The 20,758-nt window shown below is 61.7% G+C and carries 22 protein-coding genes; 18 read left to right on the forward strand and 4 right to left on the reverse strand.

Features of this window, described 5'->3' with window-relative positions:
- Nucleotides 1-126 precede the first annotated feature (126 nt).
- The gene (locus PQR67_RS13610; protein ID WP_408459595.1) at nt 127-1,053 is read left to right on the forward strand and encodes a LysR family transcriptional regulator; all 927 of its coding nucleotides are present in this window, start codon (nt 127-129) and stop codon (nt 1,051-1,053) included.
- Nucleotides 1,054-1,136: 83 nt separating this feature from the next.
- On the opposite strand, the gene PQR67_RS13615 is transcribed toward PQR67_RS13610, so the two are convergent.
- A complete protein-coding gene (locus tag PQR67_RS13615) occupies nt 1,137-1,796 on the reverse strand; it encodes a helix-turn-helix domain-containing protein (RefSeq protein WP_408459598.1) in 660 nt (219 codons plus the stop codon).
- A gap of 208 nt (nt 1,797-2,004) precedes the next feature.
- On the opposite strand from PQR67_RS13615, the gene PQR67_RS13620 reads away from it, so the two are divergent.
- The 3 genes from PQR67_RS13620 to groL all read left to right on the forward strand — a co-directional run bounded on the left by PQR67_RS13620 (nt 2,005) and on the right by groL (nt 4,806).
- A complete protein-coding gene (locus tag PQR67_RS13620; protein ID WP_408459601.1) occupies nt 2,005-2,364 on the forward strand; it encodes a RidA family protein in 360 nt (119 codons plus the stop codon).
- A gap of 457 nt (nt 2,365-2,821) precedes the next feature.
- Nucleotides 2,822-3,112, forward strand: coding sequence for a co-chaperone GroES (groES, locus tag PQR67_RS13625; protein ID WP_007178996.1), 291 nt, complete (start codon nt 2,822-2,824; stop codon nt 3,110-3,112).
- Between the two features lie 53 nt (nt 3,113-3,165).
- Nucleotides 3,166-4,806 carry a chaperonin GroEL gene (gene groL / locus PQR67_RS13630; RefSeq protein ID WP_120346226.1) on the forward strand — a complete coding sequence of 547 codons (1,641 nt, stop codon included), beginning with the start codon at nt 3,166-3,168 and terminating at the stop codon, nt 4,804-4,806.
- Nucleotides 4,807-4,945: 139 nt separating this feature from the next.
- Here the strand turns inward: groL and cysC are convergent, their stop codons facing one another.
- Nucleotides 4,946-5,617: an adenylyl-sulfate kinase gene (gene cysC, locus PQR67_RS13635; protein ID WP_408459604.1), complete on the reverse strand. Its 672-nt coding sequence runs from the start codon at nt 5,615-5,617 to the stop codon at nt 4,946-4,948.
- 232 nt (nt 5,618-5,849) lie between these two features.
- On the reverse strand, nt 5,850-6,710 hold the full coding sequence (locus tag PQR67_RS13640; RefSeq protein ID WP_408459607.1) for a hydroxymethylpyrimidine/phosphomethylpyrimidine kinase: 861 nt from the start codon (nt 6,708-6,710) through the stop codon (nt 5,850-5,852).
- 336 nt (nt 6,711-7,046) lie between these two features.
- On the opposite strand from PQR67_RS13640, the gene PQR67_RS13645 reads away from it, so the two are divergent.
- From PQR67_RS13645 to PQR67_RS13680, 8 genes are all read left to right on the forward strand, one after another.
- Nucleotides 7,047-7,217, forward strand: coding sequence for a rubredoxin (locus PQR67_RS13645; RefSeq protein WP_408459610.1), 171 nt, complete (start codon nt 7,047-7,049; stop codon nt 7,215-7,217).
- Nucleotides 7,218-7,484: 267 nt separating this feature from the next.
- Nucleotides 7,485-8,906, forward strand: coding sequence for a FimL-related protein (locus tag PQR67_RS13650; RefSeq protein WP_408459613.1), 1,422 nt, complete (start codon nt 7,485-7,487; stop codon nt 8,904-8,906).
- A gap of 259 nt (nt 8,907-9,165) precedes the next feature.
- Nucleotides 9,166-9,744 carry a YqgE/AlgH family protein gene (locus tag PQR67_RS13655; protein ID WP_408459616.1) on the forward strand — a complete coding sequence of 193 codons (579 nt, stop codon included), beginning with the start codon at nt 9,166-9,168 and terminating at the stop codon, nt 9,742-9,744.
- Nucleotides 9,741-10,181: a Holliday junction resolvase RuvX gene (gene ruvX, locus PQR67_RS13660; RefSeq protein ID WP_408459619.1), complete on the forward strand. Its 441-nt coding sequence runs from the start codon at nt 9,741-9,743 to the stop codon at nt 10,179-10,181. The genes PQR67_RS13655 and ruvX overlap by 4 nt, the downstream gene beginning before the upstream one ends.
- Nucleotides 10,168-10,710, forward strand: a complete 543-nt coding sequence (gene pyrR, locus PQR67_RS13665) for a bifunctional pyr operon transcriptional regulator/uracil phosphoribosyltransferase PyrR (RefSeq protein WP_408459622.1) — start codon at nt 10,168-10,170, stop codon at nt 10,708-10,710. Before ruvX ends, pyrR begins: the two co-directional genes overlap by 14 nt.
- A gap of 77 nt (nt 10,711-10,787) precedes the next feature.
- Nucleotides 10,788-11,813 (forward strand): aspartate carbamoyltransferase catalytic subunit, encoded by a 1,026-nt coding sequence (locus PQR67_RS13670; protein WP_408459625.1) that lies wholly within the window; start codon nt 10,788-10,790, stop codon nt 11,811-11,813.
- A gap of 14 nt (nt 11,814-11,827) precedes the next feature.
- Entirely contained in the window at nt 11,828-13,108 is a 1,281-nt protein-coding gene (locus PQR67_RS13675) for a dihydroorotase (protein WP_408459628.1), read from the forward strand.
- 37 nt (nt 13,109-13,145) lie between these two features.
- Nucleotides 13,146-14,009: a lysophospholipid acyltransferase family protein gene (locus PQR67_RS13680; protein WP_408459631.1), complete on the forward strand. Its 864-nt coding sequence runs from the start codon at nt 13,146-13,148 to the stop codon at nt 14,007-14,009.
- A gap of 23 nt (nt 14,010-14,032) precedes the next feature.
- Here the strand turns inward: PQR67_RS13680 and PQR67_RS13685 are convergent, their stop codons facing one another.
- Nucleotides 14,033-14,935, reverse strand: coding sequence for a symmetrical bis(5'-nucleosyl)-tetraphosphatase (locus PQR67_RS13685; RefSeq protein WP_408459634.1), 903 nt, complete (start codon nt 14,933-14,935; stop codon nt 14,033-14,035).
- A gap of 226 nt (nt 14,936-15,161) precedes the next feature.
- Here PQR67_RS13685 and PQR67_RS13690 point away from each other — a divergent pair, with 226 nt between their 5' ends.
- The 6 genes from PQR67_RS13690 to PQR67_RS13715 all read left to right on the forward strand — a co-directional run bounded on the left by PQR67_RS13690 (nt 15,162) and on the right by PQR67_RS13715 (nt 20,395).
- Entirely contained in the window at nt 15,162-16,076 is a 915-nt protein-coding gene (locus tag PQR67_RS13690; RefSeq protein WP_408459637.1) for a GDP-mannose 4,6-dehydratase, read from the forward strand.
- Nucleotides 16,077-16,338: 262 nt separating this feature from the next.
- Nucleotides 16,339-17,400: a dTDP-glucose 4,6-dehydratase gene (gene rfbB / locus PQR67_RS13695; RefSeq protein WP_408459640.1), complete on the forward strand. Its 1,062-nt coding sequence runs from the start codon at nt 16,339-16,341 to the stop codon at nt 17,398-17,400.
- Between the two features lie 10 nt (nt 17,401-17,410).
- Entirely contained in the window at nt 17,411-18,292 is an 882-nt protein-coding gene (gene rfbA / locus PQR67_RS13700; protein WP_408459643.1) for a glucose-1-phosphate thymidylyltransferase RfbA, read from the forward strand.
- The gene (rfbC, locus tag PQR67_RS13705) at nt 18,289-18,840 is read left to right on the forward strand and encodes a dTDP-4-dehydrorhamnose 3,5-epimerase (RefSeq protein WP_408459646.1); all 552 of its coding nucleotides are present in this window, start codon (nt 18,289-18,291) and stop codon (nt 18,838-18,840) included. Before rfbA ends, rfbC begins: the two co-directional genes overlap by 4 nt.
- 11 nt (nt 18,841-18,851) lie before the next feature.
- Complete coding sequence (gene rfbD, locus PQR67_RS13710) at nt 18,852-19,748, forward strand: dTDP-4-dehydrorhamnose reductase (RefSeq protein WP_408459648.1); 897 nt, start codon at nt 18,852-18,854, stop codon at nt 19,746-19,748.
- A gap of 59 nt (nt 19,749-19,807) precedes the next feature.
- Entirely contained in the window at nt 19,808-20,395 is a 588-nt protein-coding gene (locus PQR67_RS13715) for an NUDIX hydrolase (protein ID WP_408459651.1), read from the forward strand.
- Nucleotides 20,396-20,758: the final 363 nt, after the last annotated feature.

The following is a 20,758-nucleotide window of genomic DNA, read 5'->3' on the forward strand; positions in this document are numbered from 1 at the left end:
GTAAGCTGGCGGGGCGTGTATTCGACTACTGTGCGACGCAGTATCAAAAGGCAAAATAAGTGATGCAATGCAGATCTCGATCATTAGCGTTGCACTATTTGCAACACTCAATGGGAGCGGCATGCAATGAATTCGACGTTGGGCGACAAGCGGCTGAAATGTTTCATCGAGGCGGTCGACGCGGGATCTATCCGGGCAGCGGCTGATCGTTTGCTGCTGGAGCCATCAGTGGTGAGCAGACAGATCCAGCAACTGGAGGCGGAACTCGGCGTGAAGCTTCTGGATCGGCGTGGGCGCGGCGTGCATCCGACGGCGCAGGGACATGTAGTGATTGAGCATTGCCACGAACGTTGGGGGCTCGAGCGTGCTTTGCAGGAGAAGTTGAATGACCTGGAAGGACTCCGGAGCGGCGAATTGCGTGTAGCCCTAAGCGAAGGATTTCTCGACGAATTCCTTGAGACCGTACTAAGACCGTTCGTCGCGCGTTACCCTAGTGTTGGCATCAAACTTCTTCTCCGAACGGCGTCCGAGGTCGTGCATTCGGTTGCGTCCGACGACGCTCATATCGGCATAACGCTACATGCGCAGGGTGATAGCCGAGTGCGTATATTGACTGAGCGGGCGCAGCCGATCTTCGCGGTGGTCGGCGCGCGACACGCGCTAACCACGCGCCGGCTTCCGCTTTCGCTTGCCGATGCGGCGGAGTGGCCACTGGTACTCGCGCCACCGGGCAGCGGCTTGCGGGCGCTGGTCGATGGTGCCGCTTTCATCGAAAGGATCGAGATCGAGTCTCGGTATACCGCCAATTCGATTCCAGCGCTCAAATGGCTCACGGCGGTCAACCAGGGCGTTACCTTTCTTCCCCACATCACGGTGGCCCACGAATTGGCTCAAAAGACGCTGGCCGCACTTCCGCTGTCGAATCCCGTGTTCCAGTCCGCTCGCGCACAAGTGGTCGTTAGGAGAGGCAGAGGATATTCATCTGCACTGTCCACGCTGGTGAACTTGATGAGTGAGTTTGGATACTTCTCCGATTCAACCCGTTCTGAATAAAAACGTTCCACGGCGATGCACCGGGTAGCCATGTCCATCACGACGAGTTGATGACCTTCGCGCGCGGAAGTACTTCACATCGGCTAAAGGGATTGCGGTGGCCGACGGCTGTCCCTGTCAACGCAGCACACGAGAACCTCAGCATCGGCCTGACCTTTGCTGATGTACACGTGTCCCTGAGCACTATCGAAGTAGAGGCTGTCCCCCTGGTCGAGTTTGAAGACGGAGCCATTCTCGAAGTGCAATTCAAGTTTCCCATGCAATAGAAAGACGAACTCTTCGCCTTCGTGTCTGATGTAGTCGGGAAAATCATCGAGTCTTCGTGCTCGGATATGCGCTCGCATCGGTACCATGGATTTTCCAGCCAGGTCATTGGCGATCATTCCGTACTCGTAGTTCGGCGTGTCGTAGACCAACTGCTTTCCGGAGCGCGTCAACGTGGGTTCTATCGGACTAGCCGCTGTTCCTTTGGCGCGCCGGAAAAACGTATCGAAGTCGATATCGAGCGCATGCGCGAGCGCGACGAACTTATCGTAAGTAAGCGCGATGTCGCCACGTTCCGCCTTCGAGATCGTTGACACCGCGATGCCTGACAACTCGGATAGTTGCACCAGTGTGAGTTCGCGGGACCTGCGTGCCTGACGCAAACGGGCGCCAACAGACTTGTGATCGATGTGCGGCGCCCGCGCTTCGAGTTCGGTTATTGGGGCCGCCTGTTGGCGGCCGGCTCCCGGTTTTGGCATGGCGGTTTTCGTCTGTGCGGGTTTTGTCGTATATGAGAATTATGTTTTTCTCGTATATGATAACCCTTGTCACGTACTGCCGAAGCATTGTCCTGGCCGTCGTCGGCTGAGAGGTGGTGCTACGGCAGCTCAGGCTGCGACCACGACTCAAACCTTCGTCCTTTCAATTCGTAGGTAGCAACGCTACCGAATCTCTGACGGTATAACTATGAGCATTCAGATTGAACGACTGCAAACCAACGCTCGTATGAGCCAGGTGGTTGTCGCTAATGGGATCGTGCATCTATCAGGTCAGGTTCCCGACACAGCAAACGCATCTATCGAGGTGCAAGCGACTGAAATCCTCAGTCGCATCGACAAGCTGCTGGCATCCGCAGGGGTTGATAAGACTTCTCTCCTGACGGCCAATATCTGGCTGAGTGACCCAAAACATTTTGACGCCTTCAATAGCGTGTGGGATGCCTGGGTTGCGGAAGGACATGCTCCGACACGTGCCTGTGTGACATCGCTCCTCATGAAAGTGGGGCTTGACGTCGAGATTGCTGTGACGGCGCTTGCCTCACGGTGATGGATTCGCAGGTTCGACTGACTAATTTTTAGCCGGGGCAGGAAGCGCGGCCGCCAAACGGTCCACTGCGGGCTGGCAGGCGGATACCATAGGGATTTCCCTGGCGCTCCCGGCTGCGTCGCCGCTCAGTCTCCCGGGTTGTTCAAACGGCCGGCCCGATCCCTCTGTGCGAAGCCGCAGTGGGGATTTGAGCTGGCCGCAAACCTTTGTTTTGATTGAGAATATTGCGCTTGGACGGCACCCCGCGCCGTGCGCTGAGTTCAAGCTCAAGCGAACAAAGCTCAAAGTCAAGCGAATCTCGACGCCCAACATCGATCCCCACATCCCTTCTTGAATTTGTCACCACCCGTCCATATAATTAGCACTCGCTGCACGAGAGTGCTAACAACATCGCCGGTTGGCTCAGCCAACCGGGTTTTCTCAGCGTTCTTCAGTCTCAATCAAGAGAGGAGTATGTATGAACCTTCGTCCTTTGCATGATCGCGTGATCGTCAAACGTCTGGATCAAGAAACCAAGACTGCGTCGGGCATCGTGATCCCCGAAGCCGCAGCAGAAAAGCCGGATCAAGGCGAAATTCTGGCAGTCGGCCCGGGCAAGCGTGACGACAAGGGTGCACAAATCGCACTCGACGTGAAGGTTGGTGACCGCGTCCTGTTCGGCAAGTACGCAGGCCAGACCGTCAAGGTCGACGGCAACGAACTGCTCGTGATGCGCGAAGAAGACATCATGGCCGTGGTGCAGAAGTAAGCGCAAAGCGCTACTTTCCCGGTCATATCCCAGAGAATTCAAGGAGTTAGAAGATGGCAGCTAAAGACGTCGTATTCGGTGATTCCGCCCGTGCCAAGATGGTTGAAGGCGTGAACATCCTCGCGAACGCTGTGAAGGTCACGCTGGGCCCGAAGGGTCGCAACGTTGTCCTGGAACGCAGCTTCGGCGGCCCGACGGTCACGAAGGATGGTGTTTCGGTCGCGAAAGAGATCGAACTGAAAGACAAGCTCCAGAACATGGGCGCACAAATGGTCAAGGAAGTCGCTTCCAAGACCAGCGACAACGCAGGTGACGGCACCACGACCGCAACGGTTCTGGCTCAGTCGATCGTCCGCGAAGGCATGAAGTACGTTGCATCGGGCATGAACCCGATGGATCTGAAGCGCGGTATCGACAAGGCTGTGACGGCCGCTATCGAAGAACTGCGCAAGATCAGCAAGCCGTGCACGACGAACAAGGAAATCGCTCAAGTTGGCGCGATTTCGGCAAACAGCGACTCGTCGATCGGCGATCGTATCGCTGAAGCAATGGACAAGGTCGGCAAGGAAGGCGTCATCACCGTTGAAGACGGCAAGTCGCTGCAAGACGAGCTGGACGTTGTCGAAGGTATGCAATTCGACCGCGGCTACCTGTCGCCGTACTTCATCAACAACCCGGACAAGCAAGTTGCCGTGCTCGACAACCCGTTCGTGCTGCTGCACGACAAGAAGGTGTCGAACATCCGTGATCTGCTGCCGGTACTGGAACAGGTCGCCAAGGCTGGCCGTCCGCTGCTGATCATCGCAGAAGACGTCGAAGGCGAAGCACTGGCAACGCTGGTTGTGAACAACATCCGCGGCATCCTGAAGACGGTTGCTGTCAAGGCTCCGGGCTTCGGCGATCGTCGTAAGGCCATGCTGGAAGACATCGCTGTCCTGACGGGCGGTCAAGTCATCGCTGAAGAAACCGGCCTGACGCTCGAAAAGGCAACGCTGGCTGAACTGGGTCAAGCGAAGCGTATCGAAGTGGGCAAGGAAAACACGACGATCATCGACGGCGCTGGCGAAGCTGCAACGATCGAAGCGCGCGTGAAGCAAGTGCGCACGCAAATCGAAGAAGCAACGTCGGACTACGACCGTGAAAAGCTGCAAGAACGCGTGGCCAAGCTGGCAGGCGGCGTTGCAGTGATCAAGGTTGGCGCTGCGACCGAAGTCGAAATGAAGGAAAAGAAGGCACGTGTCGAAGACGCACTGCACGCAACGCGCGCAGCTGTGGAAGAAGGCATCGTGGCTGGCGGCGGCGTCGCACTGATCCGTGCACGTACGGCAATCGCTGGTCTGAAGGGCGCTAACGCCGATCAGGATGCAGGTATCAAGATCGTGCTGCGCGCGATGGAAGAGCCGCTGCGCCAGATCGTCACGAACGGTGGCGAAGAAGCCAGCGTCGTGGTGGCGGCTGTTGCTGCTGGCCAAGGCAACTACGGCTACAACGCGGCAACCGGCGAGTACGTCGACCTGGTTGACGCAGGTGTCGTGGACCCGACGAAGGTGACGCGCACGGCGCTGCAAAACGCAGCTTCGGTCGCTGGCCTGCTGTTGACCACCGACGCAGCTGTTTGCGAACTGCCGAAGGAAGATGCTCCGATGGGCGGCGGTATGCCCGGCGGCATGGGCGGCATGGGCATGGACATGTAATTTCGGTTGGGCCTCTCGTGAGAGGCTCAGTTCGAAACACGTGGGGAAGTGCGTCGCAAGATGTGCTTCCCAAAAGCAAAAACCCGCAGAAATGCGGGTTTTTGCTTTTGGGCGAGCGTTGCGCTGCTCTGAGGCGCGCTCAATATTCCGTGTGCGCTGCGCAGCAGGGATTCTCCAGGCAGTTGTCGCGCAAGTAGGCGAACAATTTTCCTACGCTTTCGGCCGGGGTCTGCGTTGTAGTGTCTATTTTCAACTCGGAATCGGTTGGGACTTCGTAGGGTGCCGATACCCCGGTGAACGACGCGATCTCGCCGGCCCGGGCTTTGGCATAGAGACCTTTCGGATCGCGACGAGCGCAAGCGTCGACCGAGGCCGACAGGTACGTCTCGATGAAATTGCCGGGCCCGATGATTTCGCGCGCCATGGCCCTGTCTTCGCGCATGGGCGAGATAAGGGCCGTGATGACGATAAGGCCTGCGTCGTTCATCAGTTGCGCCACGTGCGCCACCCGGCGAATATTTTCACGCCGATCTTTCTTGTCGAAGCCGAGATCGCTTGCCAAACCGTGGCGGACATTGTCCCCGTCGAGGACATAGCACGCGTGACCTTGCGAGACGAGTTGCTGTTCGAGTTCGAAAGCGATGGTCGACTTGCCCGCTCCGGATAATCCGGTCAGCCAGATCGTAACCGGCTTGTGGCGGAACATTTGCATCCTGTCCCGCGCGGTGACTTCGCCGTGGAAGCGTTGCAGGAAAGCGCGGGGGGCGTCCGGAGCACCTGCAGGCAGGGGAATGGGTGTCGGCGAAGACATAGGGCTATATGACAGAATTACGAATCGTAAAGTTTATCCTGACGATAAAAGGTACGCTGTAACGTTTGATTACAAGTTGGAAAGTGTGTTTGCGCTGCGAAGAAGAGCGTAGAGGGCTGTTTGAAAAGGAAAAACCCGCGAATACGCGGGTTTTTTATGGACGTTGTCTGGCTACAGCTGTAATGCTTTCCGCGGGGTTGCCACGCATGCAGGCGATTCTTCGCGTCGAATCCTAGTGTCGCGCTTCGCCTGGCGCCGCATCCTTGCCGCCTGCGGGCGGCGTTTCGTCGTCGCTGCTGCGGGCCCAGAAGAAGCGATCCGGCAGGTATGCGCCCATTCCCGGCCGAAACGCATTGCGCACTGCCTGATACAGATATTCCTGCGCTTCGCGCACGGCTTCCGCCGGTTCCTGGCCATTGGCCAGCAACGCGGCAATCGCGGAACCGAGCGTATCCGTGATGCCCATGATCCGGTGGCTACCGCGGTCCCACATATCCTGGCGCAGTTGCCCGTCTTCGCTGAACAACGTATTGACGAGCCGGTGCGTGCCGGTTTCGGTCGACAGAATGTACTCGCAGCCTTGCGACAGCAAATGCGAGATCGCCGCGTCGAGGCTCGGCGCTTCAGCGTCGCCATCCGGCTGGGCGAGGGCGAGCAGCGTGGCCGAATCGGCGACCAGCAAGGTGGTTTGCGGCGCCAGCAGGTCGGCGATTGCTTCGCGTAGTTCGTCGGCGGCGAGCACGTGTTCGTCGTCGAGCGTGAAGTCGGGGGCGAGGATCAGTGGGATGTCGTCGTAATCGGCGACCACTTCGGCAATCGCGCTCACCACTTCCGCGCGCGTGCATGCGCCGACCTTGAACGCGGCGATCGGCATGTCTTCGAGCAGCATCCTGGCCTGGGTCGCGACCACTTCAGGGTCGAGCCCGGTGACTTCGTCGCAGCTTGCCGAGTCACGCACGGTATAGCCCGTGAGGACGGAGACACCATGGCAACCCATGCTGGCAAGCGTCATCAGGTCGGCTTGCAGGCCGGAGCCGCCGGTGGGATCGGAAAGGCCGAAGGTGAGGACGATCGGAGGCGTATCGCTGGGCATGAAAATTTGCAAAAAAGGGCTGTATTTAGGCGCAGAGGGTGCGCAATCGGCTCAATTATGCGGCCTAAACTGCGGCGAGGGCGTTTTTTCGCATTCTTCGGCGTGTCGCTGCAAGCCAGCAGCACGTATCCGGCAAGCAGGCGGCAAATTCCCACATGGAGAAGGATCAGTCGCGCAGCGGCACTACGCCGCAAGCGCGTAGCGAACCGATGCGCCCGGCATAGCCAAAGGCCGCCACGCGCCCCGATTTGCGCGTTTCTGATTGCTAGGCATTGGGGCGGCAACACGGTACCATCATGGCTCCCGTTTCCACGGACTCTACGACGCGACACAAGAATGGAATATCAAAGCTGGATGTGCCTGATTTGCGGCTGGATTTACGACGAAGAAGCCGGTTTGCCGGACGAAGGCATTGTGCCGGGCACCCGCTGGGAGGACGTTCCCATTAACTGGACCTGCCCGGAATGCGGCGCGCGCAAGGAAGACTTCGAGATGGTCCAGATCTGAGGTCCAGGGGGCAAACGGCGGTGTCTAACCAGGTGCCGTGCGGTATGCCTGCCGGGTGGCGCTTTGCAGACGGCGTCGCCCGGAACGAACGCGTTTCGTGCGTTCGGCGCGTTCGGAACGCAGCCTCAACGCGGTGGCGCGAAACGTCCCCGATTGCACCGTGTCGCAGCGGTAGTCTGTCATTGTCCTGTCGCCAGTTCGCGCGTTAGCCGATCAGTTTCTCGTGCGGCGCTGAGCGGCGGCCCGTCAGTTTCCTGTCGCCTGCCCATGACCCTTCGATCCGCTGCACCTGATTCCTTCGATGCTTTGCCGAATCCGCGTGGCGGCGCTGTGCGTCCCGCGGAGTTGGCGCTGGCCGAGGCACTGCTGGCGTTCGAACAACGCCGCGAGAGCACCTCGGCGTTGCTGCGTGCTTCGCACGCATTGCGCGAAGCCGGCTGGCTGAGCGCGCAGCGCTTCGCGGACGCGCTGGTGCGGCTTTCCCCTCTGGCGGACGAAGGCGATCCGGCTAAACCGGCGCATGCGGACAACGCGCGGCCCGTGTTCGGCGCGGCGTTGCGCGATTTCCGCGCGGCGCTCGAACGTCACAATCTGCACGAGCTGTCCTGTTCGCCCACGCTGTTCAACCACTATCGCGCGCTTTGTGTCCATCTGTCGGAGCACACGCCCGGTTCGACCGCCGCGTTCGAGGACCTTGCGCTGACCTCGCGCCCGGTACCGCCGGTGTCGCTGCATGCCCAGCCGGTGGATCAACTGGCCCATTTGCGGGCGCGCTATGAGCGCGCGCTGCTGCCCGTGTTGCGCTCGCAGCCCGATAACAGCGGCGCGGCGTTGGCGTTCACCAATGCAGCGCTCGACGAACTGGATGCTGTCCTGGCCGAACTCACCGGCCCAGACCCCTATGATTTCTGGCGCCTCGCCAAAGCGTGCGCGAGTGCGCTGCGTGTCAGCGGGCGCGCTACCGGGGAGGCCGACGCGCGGCGTTTCTATGCGCGCTGCAATCTCACGCTGGCCGATCACGCGCGCGGTATCGAACGCGCGCCGCGTTCGCTGGTGCGGGCGACGCTGGCGCTGCTGTGGCGCGACTACGCGTTATTCGGCGCTGCGGCGGAAGATGCCGATCAGGTCGAAGTGCTGCACGACTATGGCTTGACGGTCGATTGGCACGTCGCCGGTACCCAGGCATCCGAAATGCTGTGGGAGGCGGGCGCCGTGCAGGCACAGGCGATCAGCGCGACCCGCAGCTCGCTGACGCGTGAGTTGGGCGTGCTGACCGTGAATGCGCACGCTTATGAAGATTTCCTGCAAACGGCGGATGCCTCGATTTCGGCGCTGACCGAACACGCCCGCGCGGCCGATCAGCCCGAGAAAGCGGATCCGAGCGAAGCGCTGCAAGCGGGCGACGCCGCTTACCGGCTCGGTGCCGCCGCGTGCGCGCTGGGCCTGGGTCACGTGGCGCTGGTGGCCGACGCGCTGGGGCTGGCGTGGCGTCGCCGCGCGCACGCCGGTGTCTCCACGCCGGCGGTGCGTTCCCACGTCATTGTCGGTGCGCCGGCGGCGAGCACGCTCGAGCAGGCTGCGGAGGCGTTGCGCGCGATGTTGCACAAAGTCGCGGCGGGTGTCGCGCCGGCGGGCAGCAGCGCCGCGCTGGCCGCATTGACGCGCGCTATCGAGCAGGGCGGCGCCTGAACTGCGGCGCAGTCGGAAGCCCGTCCCGCGCGCCGGCAAGCATCCTCAGCCAGCTCGCGGCGACGAGCAAGGTTCGGACCTGGTGGCACGCGCGAGGCGTGTCGCAAAACACCGCTAAGCGCACCGTGGACAAGGCCTGCGTGCGTGATAGAGTGCAACTTGATTCGCCGTCGATGGCTAGCGGCGCACTTCATCGCATACATCGCGGTACAGCGCTCAAAGCCCGCCATCCTGCATCGTCTTTGCTAAAATTCGAACTATGTCCAAGAGTACCGATCGCATCAATCTGACCAACCAGTTCCTGATCGCCATGCCGAGCATGGCCGATCCCACGTTTTCAGGAACGGTGGTCTACCTTTGCGATCACAGTGAGCGCGGTGCGCTCGGCCTCGTGATTAACCGGCCGACCGATATCGATCTTGAAGCGCTCTTCAATCGCATCGATCTCAAGCTCGAGATCGAACCCCTTCTCCATGTGCCGGTTTATTTCGGTGGCCCGGTGCAAACCGAGCGCGGCTTCGTGCTGCACGATCCGAAAGACGGCAGTCCTTATACGTCGTCCATGTCGGTGCCGGGTGGGCTCGAGATGACCACCTCGAAAGACGTGCTCGAAGCCGTGGCAAGCGGCACCGGTCCGGAGCGTTTCCTGCTCACGCTCGGCCATGCCGGGTGGGGCGCGGGTCAGCTCGAGGAAGAGATTTCGAAGAACGGTTGGCTCACGGTTGAAGCCGACCCTAAAATTGTTTTCGACGTGCCCGCCGAACAGCGCCTGGAAGCCGCGCTCGCGCTGCTCGGTATTTCGCTTTCCATGCTGTCGGGCGAAGCAGGTCACGCATGAGCCTGCAGGCCGGACGTGCGGCGACGCTGCTTGCGTTCGACTATGGTGAAAAGCGGATCGGCGTGGCGGTGGGCAACTCGCTCACCCGCAGCGCCCGCGCGCTTGTGATCGTGCAGAACCGCAGCCGCGAATACCGCTTCGAGGCGATCGGCAAGCTGATTGCCGAGTGGAAGCCGGACGCGCTGGTGGTCGGCTTGCCCATGCACCCGGACGGCACGCCACACGAAATGACCCAACTTGCGACACGCTTCGGCAATCAGCTGAATGGCCGCTTCAATCTGCCGGTGACGTGGGTCGACGAACGCTATTCGTCAGTCGAGGCGAAGGCGGAAATTCGCGCGGGCAACGGCCGCGCCGACATGCTCGACGCCGAAGCCGCCAGCATCATCCTCCAGCAATATCTAGACGGACTTTCCGACGATCATGAGTTTCATTGACGCCGAAGCGCTTTACAGCGCTTTGCTCGAACAGATTCGTGCCGCCTATGGTGACAGGCTCGGCGCCGGGCAAGACGGTGAGCAAGGCGCCGTGCTGGCCGGTATCTACAGCGGCGGCGCATGGCTTGCCGAGCGCCTCGCGAACGACCTGCACGTGGCGAGTTTCGGCGTGGTGAACGTCGCGCTGCATCGCGACGACTACGCCAAAAAAGGCCTGCATTCGCAGGCGAGCCCGACTTCGCTGCCGTTTTCCGTGGACAAACGCCGCATCGTGCTGGTGGACGACGTGCTGTACACCGGCCGCACGATTCGCGCGGCACTGAACGAGTTGTACGACTATGGCCGGCCGGCGTCGGTCGAACTGGCGGTGCTCGCCGATCGCGGTGGACGCGAGCTGCCGGTGGCGGCGCGGTTCCTGGGCGGCGTGGTGCAAGTGCCCGCCGAGGCGACGCTCGTACTGGCCCGCGAAGAAGGCGGTGCCGGCGGCAATCAGCGTTTCGCCTTTCACACCGAAGCCCGCGTCGATTGAGCGCGGCTTTGCGCATCGAGCCGCATCAAGCCGTATAGAGCCGCATCGAGCCGTATTAAGCAATAAGCAGGTACACCATGAACACCGCCACCCAGGCTTCCCAGGAATCAGCCGACGGCGCCACCGAGCGCTTTCGTTATGGTTTTCTGAAGGGCAATCCGCAGCTCACGAAAAACGGCGAGCTCAAACATCTGTTGTCGATCGAGGGTTTGCCGAAGGCAATCGTCAATCACATTCTCGATACCGCCGACCAGTTCGTCAGCGTGACCGATCGCGAAGTGAAGAAGGTGCCGCTGTTGCGCGGCAAGTCGGTGTTCAACCTGTTCTTCGAGAACTCGACGCGCACTCGCACAACCTTCGAGATCGCCGCGACACGCTTGTCGGCCGACGTGCTGAATCTGAATATCAATGCTTCGTCGACGAGCAAAGGCGAGTCGCTGCTCGACACGATCAACAACCTCTCGGCGATGCATGCCGATATGTTCGTCGTGCGTCACGCATCGAGTGGCGCACCGTACCTGATCGCCCAGCACTGCGCACCGCACGTGCACGTGATCAACGCCGGCGACGGCCGTCACGCACACCCCACCCAGGGTCTGCTCGACATGTACACGATCCGCCACTACAAGAAGGATTTCACGAATCTGCGCGTGGCGATCGTCGGCGATATTCTGCATTCGCGGGTCGCGCGTTCGGACATTCATGCGCTGACCACACTCGGCGTACCGGAAGTGCGCGCGATCGGTCCGCGTACGCTGTTGCCGGGCGGGCTGGAACAGATGGGCGTGCGCGTATTCCACAACCTCGACGAAGGCCTGAAAGACGTCGACGTGATCATCATGCTGCGTCTGCAAAACGAGCGGATGAGCGGCGCGCTGCTGCCGTCGGCGCAGGAGTACTTCAAGAGCTGGGGCCTGACGCCGGAGCGCCTCGCGCTGGCCAAACCCGATGCGATCGTGATGCACCCGGGGCCGATGAACCGCGGCGTCGAAATCGATTCGCAGGTGGCCGACGGCCCGCAATCGGTGATTCTGAACCAGGTGACGTTCGGTATCGCGGTGCGCATGGCGGTGATGGGGATTGTCGCGGGCAATCACGACTAAAAATAAGGCAGCGCATGAAGATTCATATTCAAGGGGGCACGCTGATCGATCCGGCAGCGGGCACCGAACACAAGCAGGACATTTTTATCGCAGCGGGCAAGATCGTCGCCATCGGTCACGCGCCGGCTGATTTCAACGCGGCGAAGACGATCGACGCCAAAGGCCTGCATATCGCGCCGGGACTCGTCGACCTGTCTGCGCGCCTGCGCGAACCGGGCTACGAACACAAGGCGACGCTCAAATCTGAAATGGCCGCGGCGGTGGCGGGCGGCGTGACGAGCCTGGTGTGTCCGCCGGACACCGATCCGACGCTCGATGAACCGGGTCTCGTCGAGATGCTCAAGTTCCGCGCGCGCAATCTGAACCAGGCGCATGTGTATCCGCTCGGCGCGTTGACCGTCGGTCTGAAAGGCCAGGTCATCACCGAGATGGTCGAGCTGACCGAAGCGGGTTGTATCGGTTTTTCCCAGGCCGACGTGCCGGTGGTCGACACGCAGGTGTTGATGCGCGCGTTGCAGTACGCGAAGACCTATGGCTTCACCGTGTGGCTGCGTCCGGTCGACGCGTATCTCGGCCGTGGCGGCGTGGCCGCGAGCGGCGCGCTGGCGTCGCGCCTTGGGCTGTCGGGCGTGCCGGCGTCGGCTGAGACGATCGCGCTGCACACGATCTTCGAACTGGTCCGCGTGACGGGCGCGCGCGTGCATCTGTCGCATGTGTCGTCGGCGGCGGGCATCGGGTTGATGCGCGCGGCGAAGGCCGAAGGCTTGCCGGTGTCGTGCGACGTCACAGTGAATCATGTGCATCTGATCGATGTCGACATCGGCTATTTCGATGCGCAGTTCCGGCTCGATCCGCCGTTGCGCCAGCAGCGCGATCGCGAAGCGATTCGTGCGGGTCTCGTCGACGGTACGATCGACGCGATCTGTTCCGACCATACGCCGGTCGACGACGACGAAAAGCTCCTGCCGTTCGCCGAAACCACGCCGGGCGCGACGGGGCTCGAGTTGTTCCTTTCGCTGACGGTCAAATGGGCCGACGAGGCGGGCGTGCCGTTGGCCAAGGCACTGAACCGCATTACCACGGCGCCGGCCGACGTGCTGAAGCTGGGCGCGGCGGGTCGCATCGAGGTGGGCGCCGTCGCCGATCTCTGCGTGTTCGACCGCCATGCGTATTGGCGCGTCGAGCCACGCGCATTGAAGAGCCAGGGGCGCAATACGCCGTTCCTTGGTTATGAACTACCGGCGCGCGTGCGCACGACGATCGTGTCCGGTCACGTTGCATTCGAACAGCGCTAATATCCGCGGCAATGCCCAGTTACGGAAAGCTCCGACTATGAAGCTCGCGTTACGCAAGGCCCGTCTCATCGCGCATCTGCTGCACGGCATGTGGACCGTCGCGACGCGTTTCCCCAAAGCCGGCGCGCAAGGGCGGCTGACGCTCAACCGCGAATGGTCGCTGAAAATGCTGCGTTTGTGCGGCATGCGGCTCGTCGTGCATAACGACAGCGCGCGGCTCGACCGCGGCGCGCTGGTGGTCGCCAATCACATCTCGTGGATCGACATCTATGTGATCAACGCGTGGCGGCCCACACCGTTCGTCTCGAAGGCCGAGATCCGGCAGTGGCCCGTGGTCGGCTGGCTGGCGCAGCAACTGGGCACGGTGTTCATCCAGCGCGAGAAGCGTAGTGACGCGAAGCGCATCATGCACGAACTGTCCGACCGCCTGAGCGCGGGAGAGCTGATGTGCGTGTTTCCCGAAGGGACGACGTCAAACGGTCTGACGCTGCTGCCGTTTCACGCGAATATGTTCCAGGCCGCCGTGTCGGCCGCGGCGCCGGTGCAGCCGCTGTGCATCATGTATGAAGATGCGCAGGGCCGGCAATCCACCGCGCCTGCGTACATCGACGATCTGACGCTGGCTGATTCGCTGAATATGTTGCTGCGTGGCGGCCCGTTGACCGCGCACGTGTATGTCGGCGCGCCGCTTGCGCCAGGTGCGGACAGGCGCACGCTGGCGGCCGAGGCGGAAGGGGTGATTGCCGCGGCGTTGCGGGAGATGCAGAGCGGTGCGACGGCGAACTCCGGCGCTGCGATCGCGGCGGCGATTTCTTCGGCCGCTGCCGCCGGCGTTTCTAGCGACGCCAGCGTTTCGGCGCCGCTGATCGAGCCGGCCGATCAATCCAGCCGGTCGGCTTAACGAGCCGGCTAACGAGCTGGCTTTTAGTTGCCGCCGTTTGGCGCACGGCAGGTTTCGCAGTCGACCTGAGTCAGCGTGCGCTCTGCGGGATTCTGCGCAAGGCGCACGGCAGAAAGTTTCTCTCCCCACACGCAGCCGGAATCCAGGCCGATCAGGTTGTCGCGCAAGGTCAATCCGAGTGCGGCCCAATGGCCGAACACGACGGTGACGTCCGCGGTCTTGCGCGACGGCACGTCGAACCAGGGCATGCCGCCCGGCGGCGCGGAATTCAGGCCGCCGCTGCTGCTGAAATCCATCACACCTTCGGCATTGCAGAAACGGATGCGCGTGAGGGTGCTGCAGGTGAGGCGCAGCCGCTCGATGCCCTTGATGCCGGGTGTCCAGCGATTCGGCTCGTTGCCGTACAGCCCCGCGAGCGTTTCCTTCCAGTTCGGCGCGCGCAACGCGCGCTGCAATTCCTCGGCGAGTTCCATCGTCAAGGCGGCGTCCCATTGCGGCAGAACGCCCGCATGCACCATGAGCATGCCGTTGTCGAAATGCGCGAGCGGACGGTGGCGGACCCATTCGAGCAGATCGGCGGCATCCGGCGCCGAGAGGATGTCATTGATCGTGTCGCCTTTCTTCGATTTGCGAATGCCCGCCGAGACCGACAGCAGATGCAAGTCGTGGTTACCCAGCACAGGCACCGCGCGCTCGCCCAGCGCGATGATGTCGCGCAGGGTGGCGAGCGACTCCGAGCCGCGGTTGATCAGGTCGCCCGCGAACCACAGTGGGGTGTCCGCGGGCGGCGCGGCCTTGGCCAGCAACTGCTGGAACGGCGTGCGGCAGCCTTGCAGGTCGCCGAAAGCGAGCGGTAGCGGGTGCGGCTGCCTGGCGGCGGGAGGCGCGGCGGTATAGGCGGCGGTGGAAGCGGTGGAGGATGTCATCGGGAAGTCGGTGCAGTTCGATACACGCGGTTACGAACAAGGCGTGCCGCGTTGGGCGGTGCAGCAAGTTAGCGTGACATAATAGCCCGTTTGAAGCATGGATATCGCGGTATGGGCCGCGAGGAGCCGCCAGCAACCGGCTTAGCCGGGGAGGTTGTCAGGCGTACCGCCGCCCGCGCGCGCGATATTGCACCACAACAGGATGACCCTCGTGAACGGAGAAAGCATGTCGTCTTTTCATGCGCAGCAACCTGTCCGCACGCTCGTCACCGGGGCGAGTGGCTTCACGGGCCGCTATCTGGTCGACAATCTGCTCGGCCGCGGCCATACCGTGATCGAAGCGGTGGCCGGGCGCAACGAGGCTGAAACGCCGACGCGCCTCAGGCTCGACATTACGTCGCCCGATGCATGCCGGCGTGTGATCGAAACGGTGCGGCCCGACTACATCGTGCACCTGGCGGCGATCAGTTTCGTCGGCCATAACGATCCGCTCGACTTTTACCGCGTCAACGTGATCGGCACGCTGAATCTGCTGGAGGCGTGCGCGGCCGTCGGCCATACACCGCGCAAGCTATTGATCGCGAGCAGCGCGAATGTCTACGGCAATGTCACGAGCGACGCCATCGACGAAACCTTCCCGGTCACGCCGGTGAACCACTATGCCGCCAGCAAGGCGGCGATGGAAACGATGGTGCGGACCTGGTTCGACCGGCTGCCCATCCTGATCGTGCGGCCGTTCAACTATACCGGCCGTGGGCAGGCATCGAACTTCCTCGTGCCGAAGATCGTCGAGCATTTCGCCCGGCGCGAACCGGCCATCGAGCTCGGCAATATCGACGTGGCGCGCGATTTCTCGGACGTGCGCTACGTGGCGAGCGCCTATGAGGCTTTGCTCGACTCCGAGGCCGCTGCCTCGGAGACGGTTAATGTCTGCACTGGCACGCCTTATACGCTGCGGGAGATTCTCTCGGCGGCGAGCGATCTGACCGGGCACGAGATCGAGATTCAGGTCAATCCGGCGTTCGTGCGTCAAACCGACGTGAAGATGCTGGCCGGGTCGCCAGCGAAGCTGCGCTCGCTGGTGCCGAAGGTGGAGGCCATTCCGTTTATGGATACGCTGCGCTGGATGTTGGCGGCGTAGGGAAAATGGGTGGCGCGGGATACCCCATGGTCCTGCTCTAACCTTACAGCCAGGCGGTTCTGTCAAGCTGTTCCGGGTGACCTGGGTTCGGGTTTTCATCGGCGCGGCTTTATAATCGTGGCTCAATAAGATCGGCGTTTCAGCGTCTGTTCGCGAGGGGCGGGGGTTGCCGCGGGCGTCGACACAGAGTGAACACCACAACGCGAGGTGAACGGATCAGCAGGCCGAGTTGATCCGCCACTACCATCTAGAAGGAAATTTCATGATCCTGGTAACGGGCGGCGCGGGCTTTATCGGCGCCAATTTCGTGCTCGACTGGCTCGGTACGTCGGACGAAGCGGTCCTGAACGTCGACAAGCTGACCTACGCCGGCAATCTCGGCACGCTCAAGTCGCAACAGGACAATCCTCGCCATATCTTCGCTCGCGTCGATATCTGCGATCGCGCCGCGCTCGACGGGCTTTTCGCCGAGCACAAGCCGCGTGCCGTGCTGCACTTTGCCGCCGAAAGCCATGTGGACCGTTCGATTCACGGCCCGGCGGATTTCGTGCAGACCAACGTGGTCGGCACCTTCACGTTGCTCGAAGCGACCCGTCAGTACTGGAGTACGCTCGGCGAGGCCGACAAGGCCGCATTCCGTTTCCTGCATGTATCGACCGACGAAGTGTTCGGCTCACTCTCCGCTACCGATCCGCAATTCTCCGAAACCACGCCGTACGCGCCGAATAGTCCCTATTCGGCCACCAAGGCAGGGTCCGACCACCTGGTGCGCGCCTACCATCACACGTATGGCCTGCCGGTGCTCACCACGAACTGCTCGAACAACTACGGCCCGTACCAGTTTCCTGAGAAGCTGATTCCGCTGATGATCGCCAACGCACTCGGCGGCAAGGCACTGCCGGTTTACGGCGACGGTCAGAACGTGCGCGACTGGTTGTATGTCGGCGACCATTGCAGCGCGATCCGCGAAGTGCTCGCGCGCGGCACGCCGGGCGAGACGTACAACATCGGCGGCTGGAACGAAAAGAAGAACCTCGACGTCGTGCATACGCTGTGCGATCTGCTCGACCAATTGCGTCCCAAGGCGGGCGCCTCGTACCGCGACCAGATCACCTACGTGAAAGATCGTCCGGGCCATGACCGCCGCTACGCGATCGACGCGCGCAAGCTCGAACGCGAACTCGGCTGGAAGCCGGCGGAAACCTTCGAGACCGGACTCGCGAAAACGGTTCGTTGGTATCTCGACCACCAGATGTGGGTCGACGAAGTGGCTTCCGGTGAGTATCGGAAGTGGGTCGAGACGAACTACTCCCAACGGTCATAAGGGGTTCGAGATGGCGCGCAAGGGCATTATTCTCGCCGGCGGTTCCGGCACTCGCTTGTACCCGATCACGCAGGTTGTATCGAAGCAACTCCTGCCGGTGTACGACAAGCCGATGATCTACTACCCGCTGTCAACACTGATGATCGCCGGCATCCGCGACGTGCTGATCATCTCGACTCCCGAGGACACGCCGCGTTTCGCGTCGATGCTCGGCGACGGCAGCCAGTGGGGCATGAATTTCCAGTACGCGGTGCAGCCGTCACCGGACGGGCTCGCGCAGGCGTTCATCATTGGCCGCGATTTTGTGGGCAATGATCCGTCGGCGCTGATTCTCGGCGACAACATCTTCTACGGCCACGATCTTGCGAACCAGCTCGGCCACGCGAACCAGCGCACCGACGGCGCGACCGTGTTCGCGTACCACGTGCAGGATCCCGAACGATACGGCGTGGTTGAGTTCGACAAGGATTTTCGCGCGCTGTCGATCGAGGAAAAACCCCTCACGCCGCGCTCGAATTACGCGGTTACCGGTCTTTACTTCTACGATCGCGACGTCTGCAATATCGCCGCCGATATCAAGCCGTCCGCGCGCGGCGAACTCGAAATCACCGACGTCAATTCGACGTACCTGAAGGCCGGCCGGCTGAGCGTCGAGCTGATGGGGCGCGGCTACGCATGGCTCGATACCGGCACGCACGATTCGCTGATCGATGCGGCGACGTTTATCGCGACTTTGCAGAAGCGCCAGGGCCTGGTGGTTGCGTGTCCTGAAGAAGTGGCGTTCCGTCAGCGCTGGATCGGCGCGGAACAGGTCGAACGACTCGCCAGGCCGCTCGCGAAGAACGCCTACGGTAAATATCTGCTCAAGCTCGTTTCGGATCCTCTCGCATGAAGCTCAACATTATTCCGACCTCGCTGCCGGAAGTGAAAATCATCGAACCCAAGGTGTTTGTGGATGCCCGCGGGTTTTTCTTCGAAAGCTTCAATGCGAAGGAGTTTGCGCAAGCGCTCGGCGTTGAAGTCGAGTTCGTGCAGGACAACCACTCGTTGTCCGCGAAGAACGTCGTACGCGGTTTGCACTACCAGCTCGTGCGGCCGCAGGGCAAGCTCGTGCGCGTCGTGTCAGGTGAAGTGTTCGACGTCGCGGTCGATATTCGCAAGGGTTCGCCGACCTTCGGTCAGTGGGCGGGCGAGCGGCTGAGCGCGGAGAACAAACGGCAGATGTGGATTCCGGCTGGTTTCGCGCACGGCTTCGCGGTGTTGTCGGAACAGGCGGAGTTCCTGTACAAGACAACCGACTACTGGTACGCCGAACACGAGCGCTGCATGCTGTGGAACGATCCGCGGATTGGCATCGAATGGCCGCTCGACGGTGAAGCACTGTTGGCCGCGAAAGACGCCGCCGCGCCGCGTTTGGCCGACGCCGAATTGCCGGATTGACGGGGGCGGCCATGAGTGAGCAGCGTGTCGTATTACTGACTGGCACCAACGGTCAGGTTGGTTTCGAATTGCAGCGTAGTTTGCAGGGGCTGGGCAGAATCGTCGCGCTTGATCGCAGCCGGCTGGATCTGCGCGACCCGCAGCAGATTCGCGAGGTTGTGCGCGCAACCAAACCGGCGTTGATCGTCAACCCGGCTGCGTACACCGCAGTCGATGCAGCCGAAAACGACGTCGCGGGTGCTACGCAGCTCAACGTCGACGCGCCCCGTGTGCTGGCTGAAGAGGCGAAGCGCCTGGGGGCGGCACTGATTCACTATTCTACCGACTACGTGTTTGACGGAAAGAAGGCCACCGCGTATGTCGAAGACGATGAGCCGAACCCGCAGAATGTGTATGGGCGCACCAAGCTTGAGGGGGAACAGGCGATTCTCGAGTCGGGTTGCGCGCATCTGATTTTTCGCACCAGTTGGGTCTACGGAACGCGCGGCAAGAACTTCCTGTTGACAATGCTGCGTCTCGGCGCCGAGCGCAGCGAGTTAAGCGTGGTGGCCGATCAGTATGGCGCCCCCACATGGGCCAATACCATTGCCGCTCTGACTTCAAACGTGCTTGCGCAGACGGCGGGGCCCAGGGCGGGTGACTGGGACGACTGGTGGTCGTCATATTCAGGTGTCTATCATTTGACAGCTTCGGGCGAGACGTCCTGGCACGGGTTCGCGCAGGCGATTTTCGAATTGTCCGAACTGGCAGCGAAGCCTCGGGTCATGCCGCTTCCTGCTGCTTCCTATCCCACTGCGGCCGCGAGACCGGGCAATTCCCGCCTTTCGAACGATAAGCTTGCGGACACATTCGGTGTTCGTGCGCCGGACTGGCGCGATGCGTTGAGTCTTTGCATGGCGGCGCGGTGAGCGCCGTACGGGCACGCGTCGGTGCGTCGCTTACTCAAACCTGATGCAGGAGCACGAAGATGTCAGACCGCGAGCGTATCCGTGTGACAGCCAGAGAAACATTGTCGAATGAGCGGCGGCGGCTGGAGAAGCTGACCTACGAATATGACCGTAGCGACGGCAGCACGCAACTACTCACCAACGAGACATACCACGTGGACGACGGCGCCGCCGGGTTGCTCTACGACGTTGCGCGCGGCACCGTCGTGCTGGTGCGGCAGTTCCGTTTGCCTGCCTACTTGCAAGGTTCGAGCGGATTCACGCTCGAGGCGGCAGCCGGTTTTCTGGACGGTGCGTCGCCGGAAGATCGTGTACGCGCGGAGATCATGGAGGAAGCCGGCTATCGCGTGTCGTCGGTCAAGAAGGTCTGCGAGGCGTTGATGGTGCCGGGTTGTGTCGCCCACACGGTGTATGGTTTCGTCGCGCCCTATACGCCGGAAGACAAGATCACGGCGGGCGGCGGCTTGCTGGAAGAAGGCGAGGATATTTCGGTGATCGAACTATCGATCGGCGAGGCGTTGCGAATGATTGAGAGCGGCGAGATCGTGGATGGCAAGACGATCATTCTGCTGCAGTATGCAGCGCTGCATTTGTTCCGGGCGTCTTGAGAGCAGATCACGTTCAGGCACGGCGGATGCGTGCCGGGTTGAACAGAATGTTGGCTTGTGACATGCAACTTCCTGTAACACGCGGGCAAGTTGCTTCGATCGATGCGGGGGCGAGGCCCCCAGGTTCGCCGCGATCCTGACGCGTTGACAAGGTGATACATGTGCGGGATACTCGCCGGGCTATAATTTTGGGGGATTGCTTCTTTCAGTTTGTCCCCCGTTTCAGGCCTTCAGGGCGGTTCGTCGAAGCGGTAAGCCTCGCAGCGCCCACGGCAAAGAACGATGAGCAGAGGAGCGCGCAGTCGCCACCTGCAGCAGGTTGGCGCAGGCGGCTGATTTCAATGTGTGGCGAATGGCGCCACA

Origin of the sequence: Paraburkholderia fungorum, assembly GCF_046026025.1 — a bacterium.
GTDB classification, from domain to species: Bacteria; Pseudomonadota; Gammaproteobacteria; order Burkholderiales; family Burkholderiaceae; genus Paraburkholderia; species Paraburkholderia fungorum_E.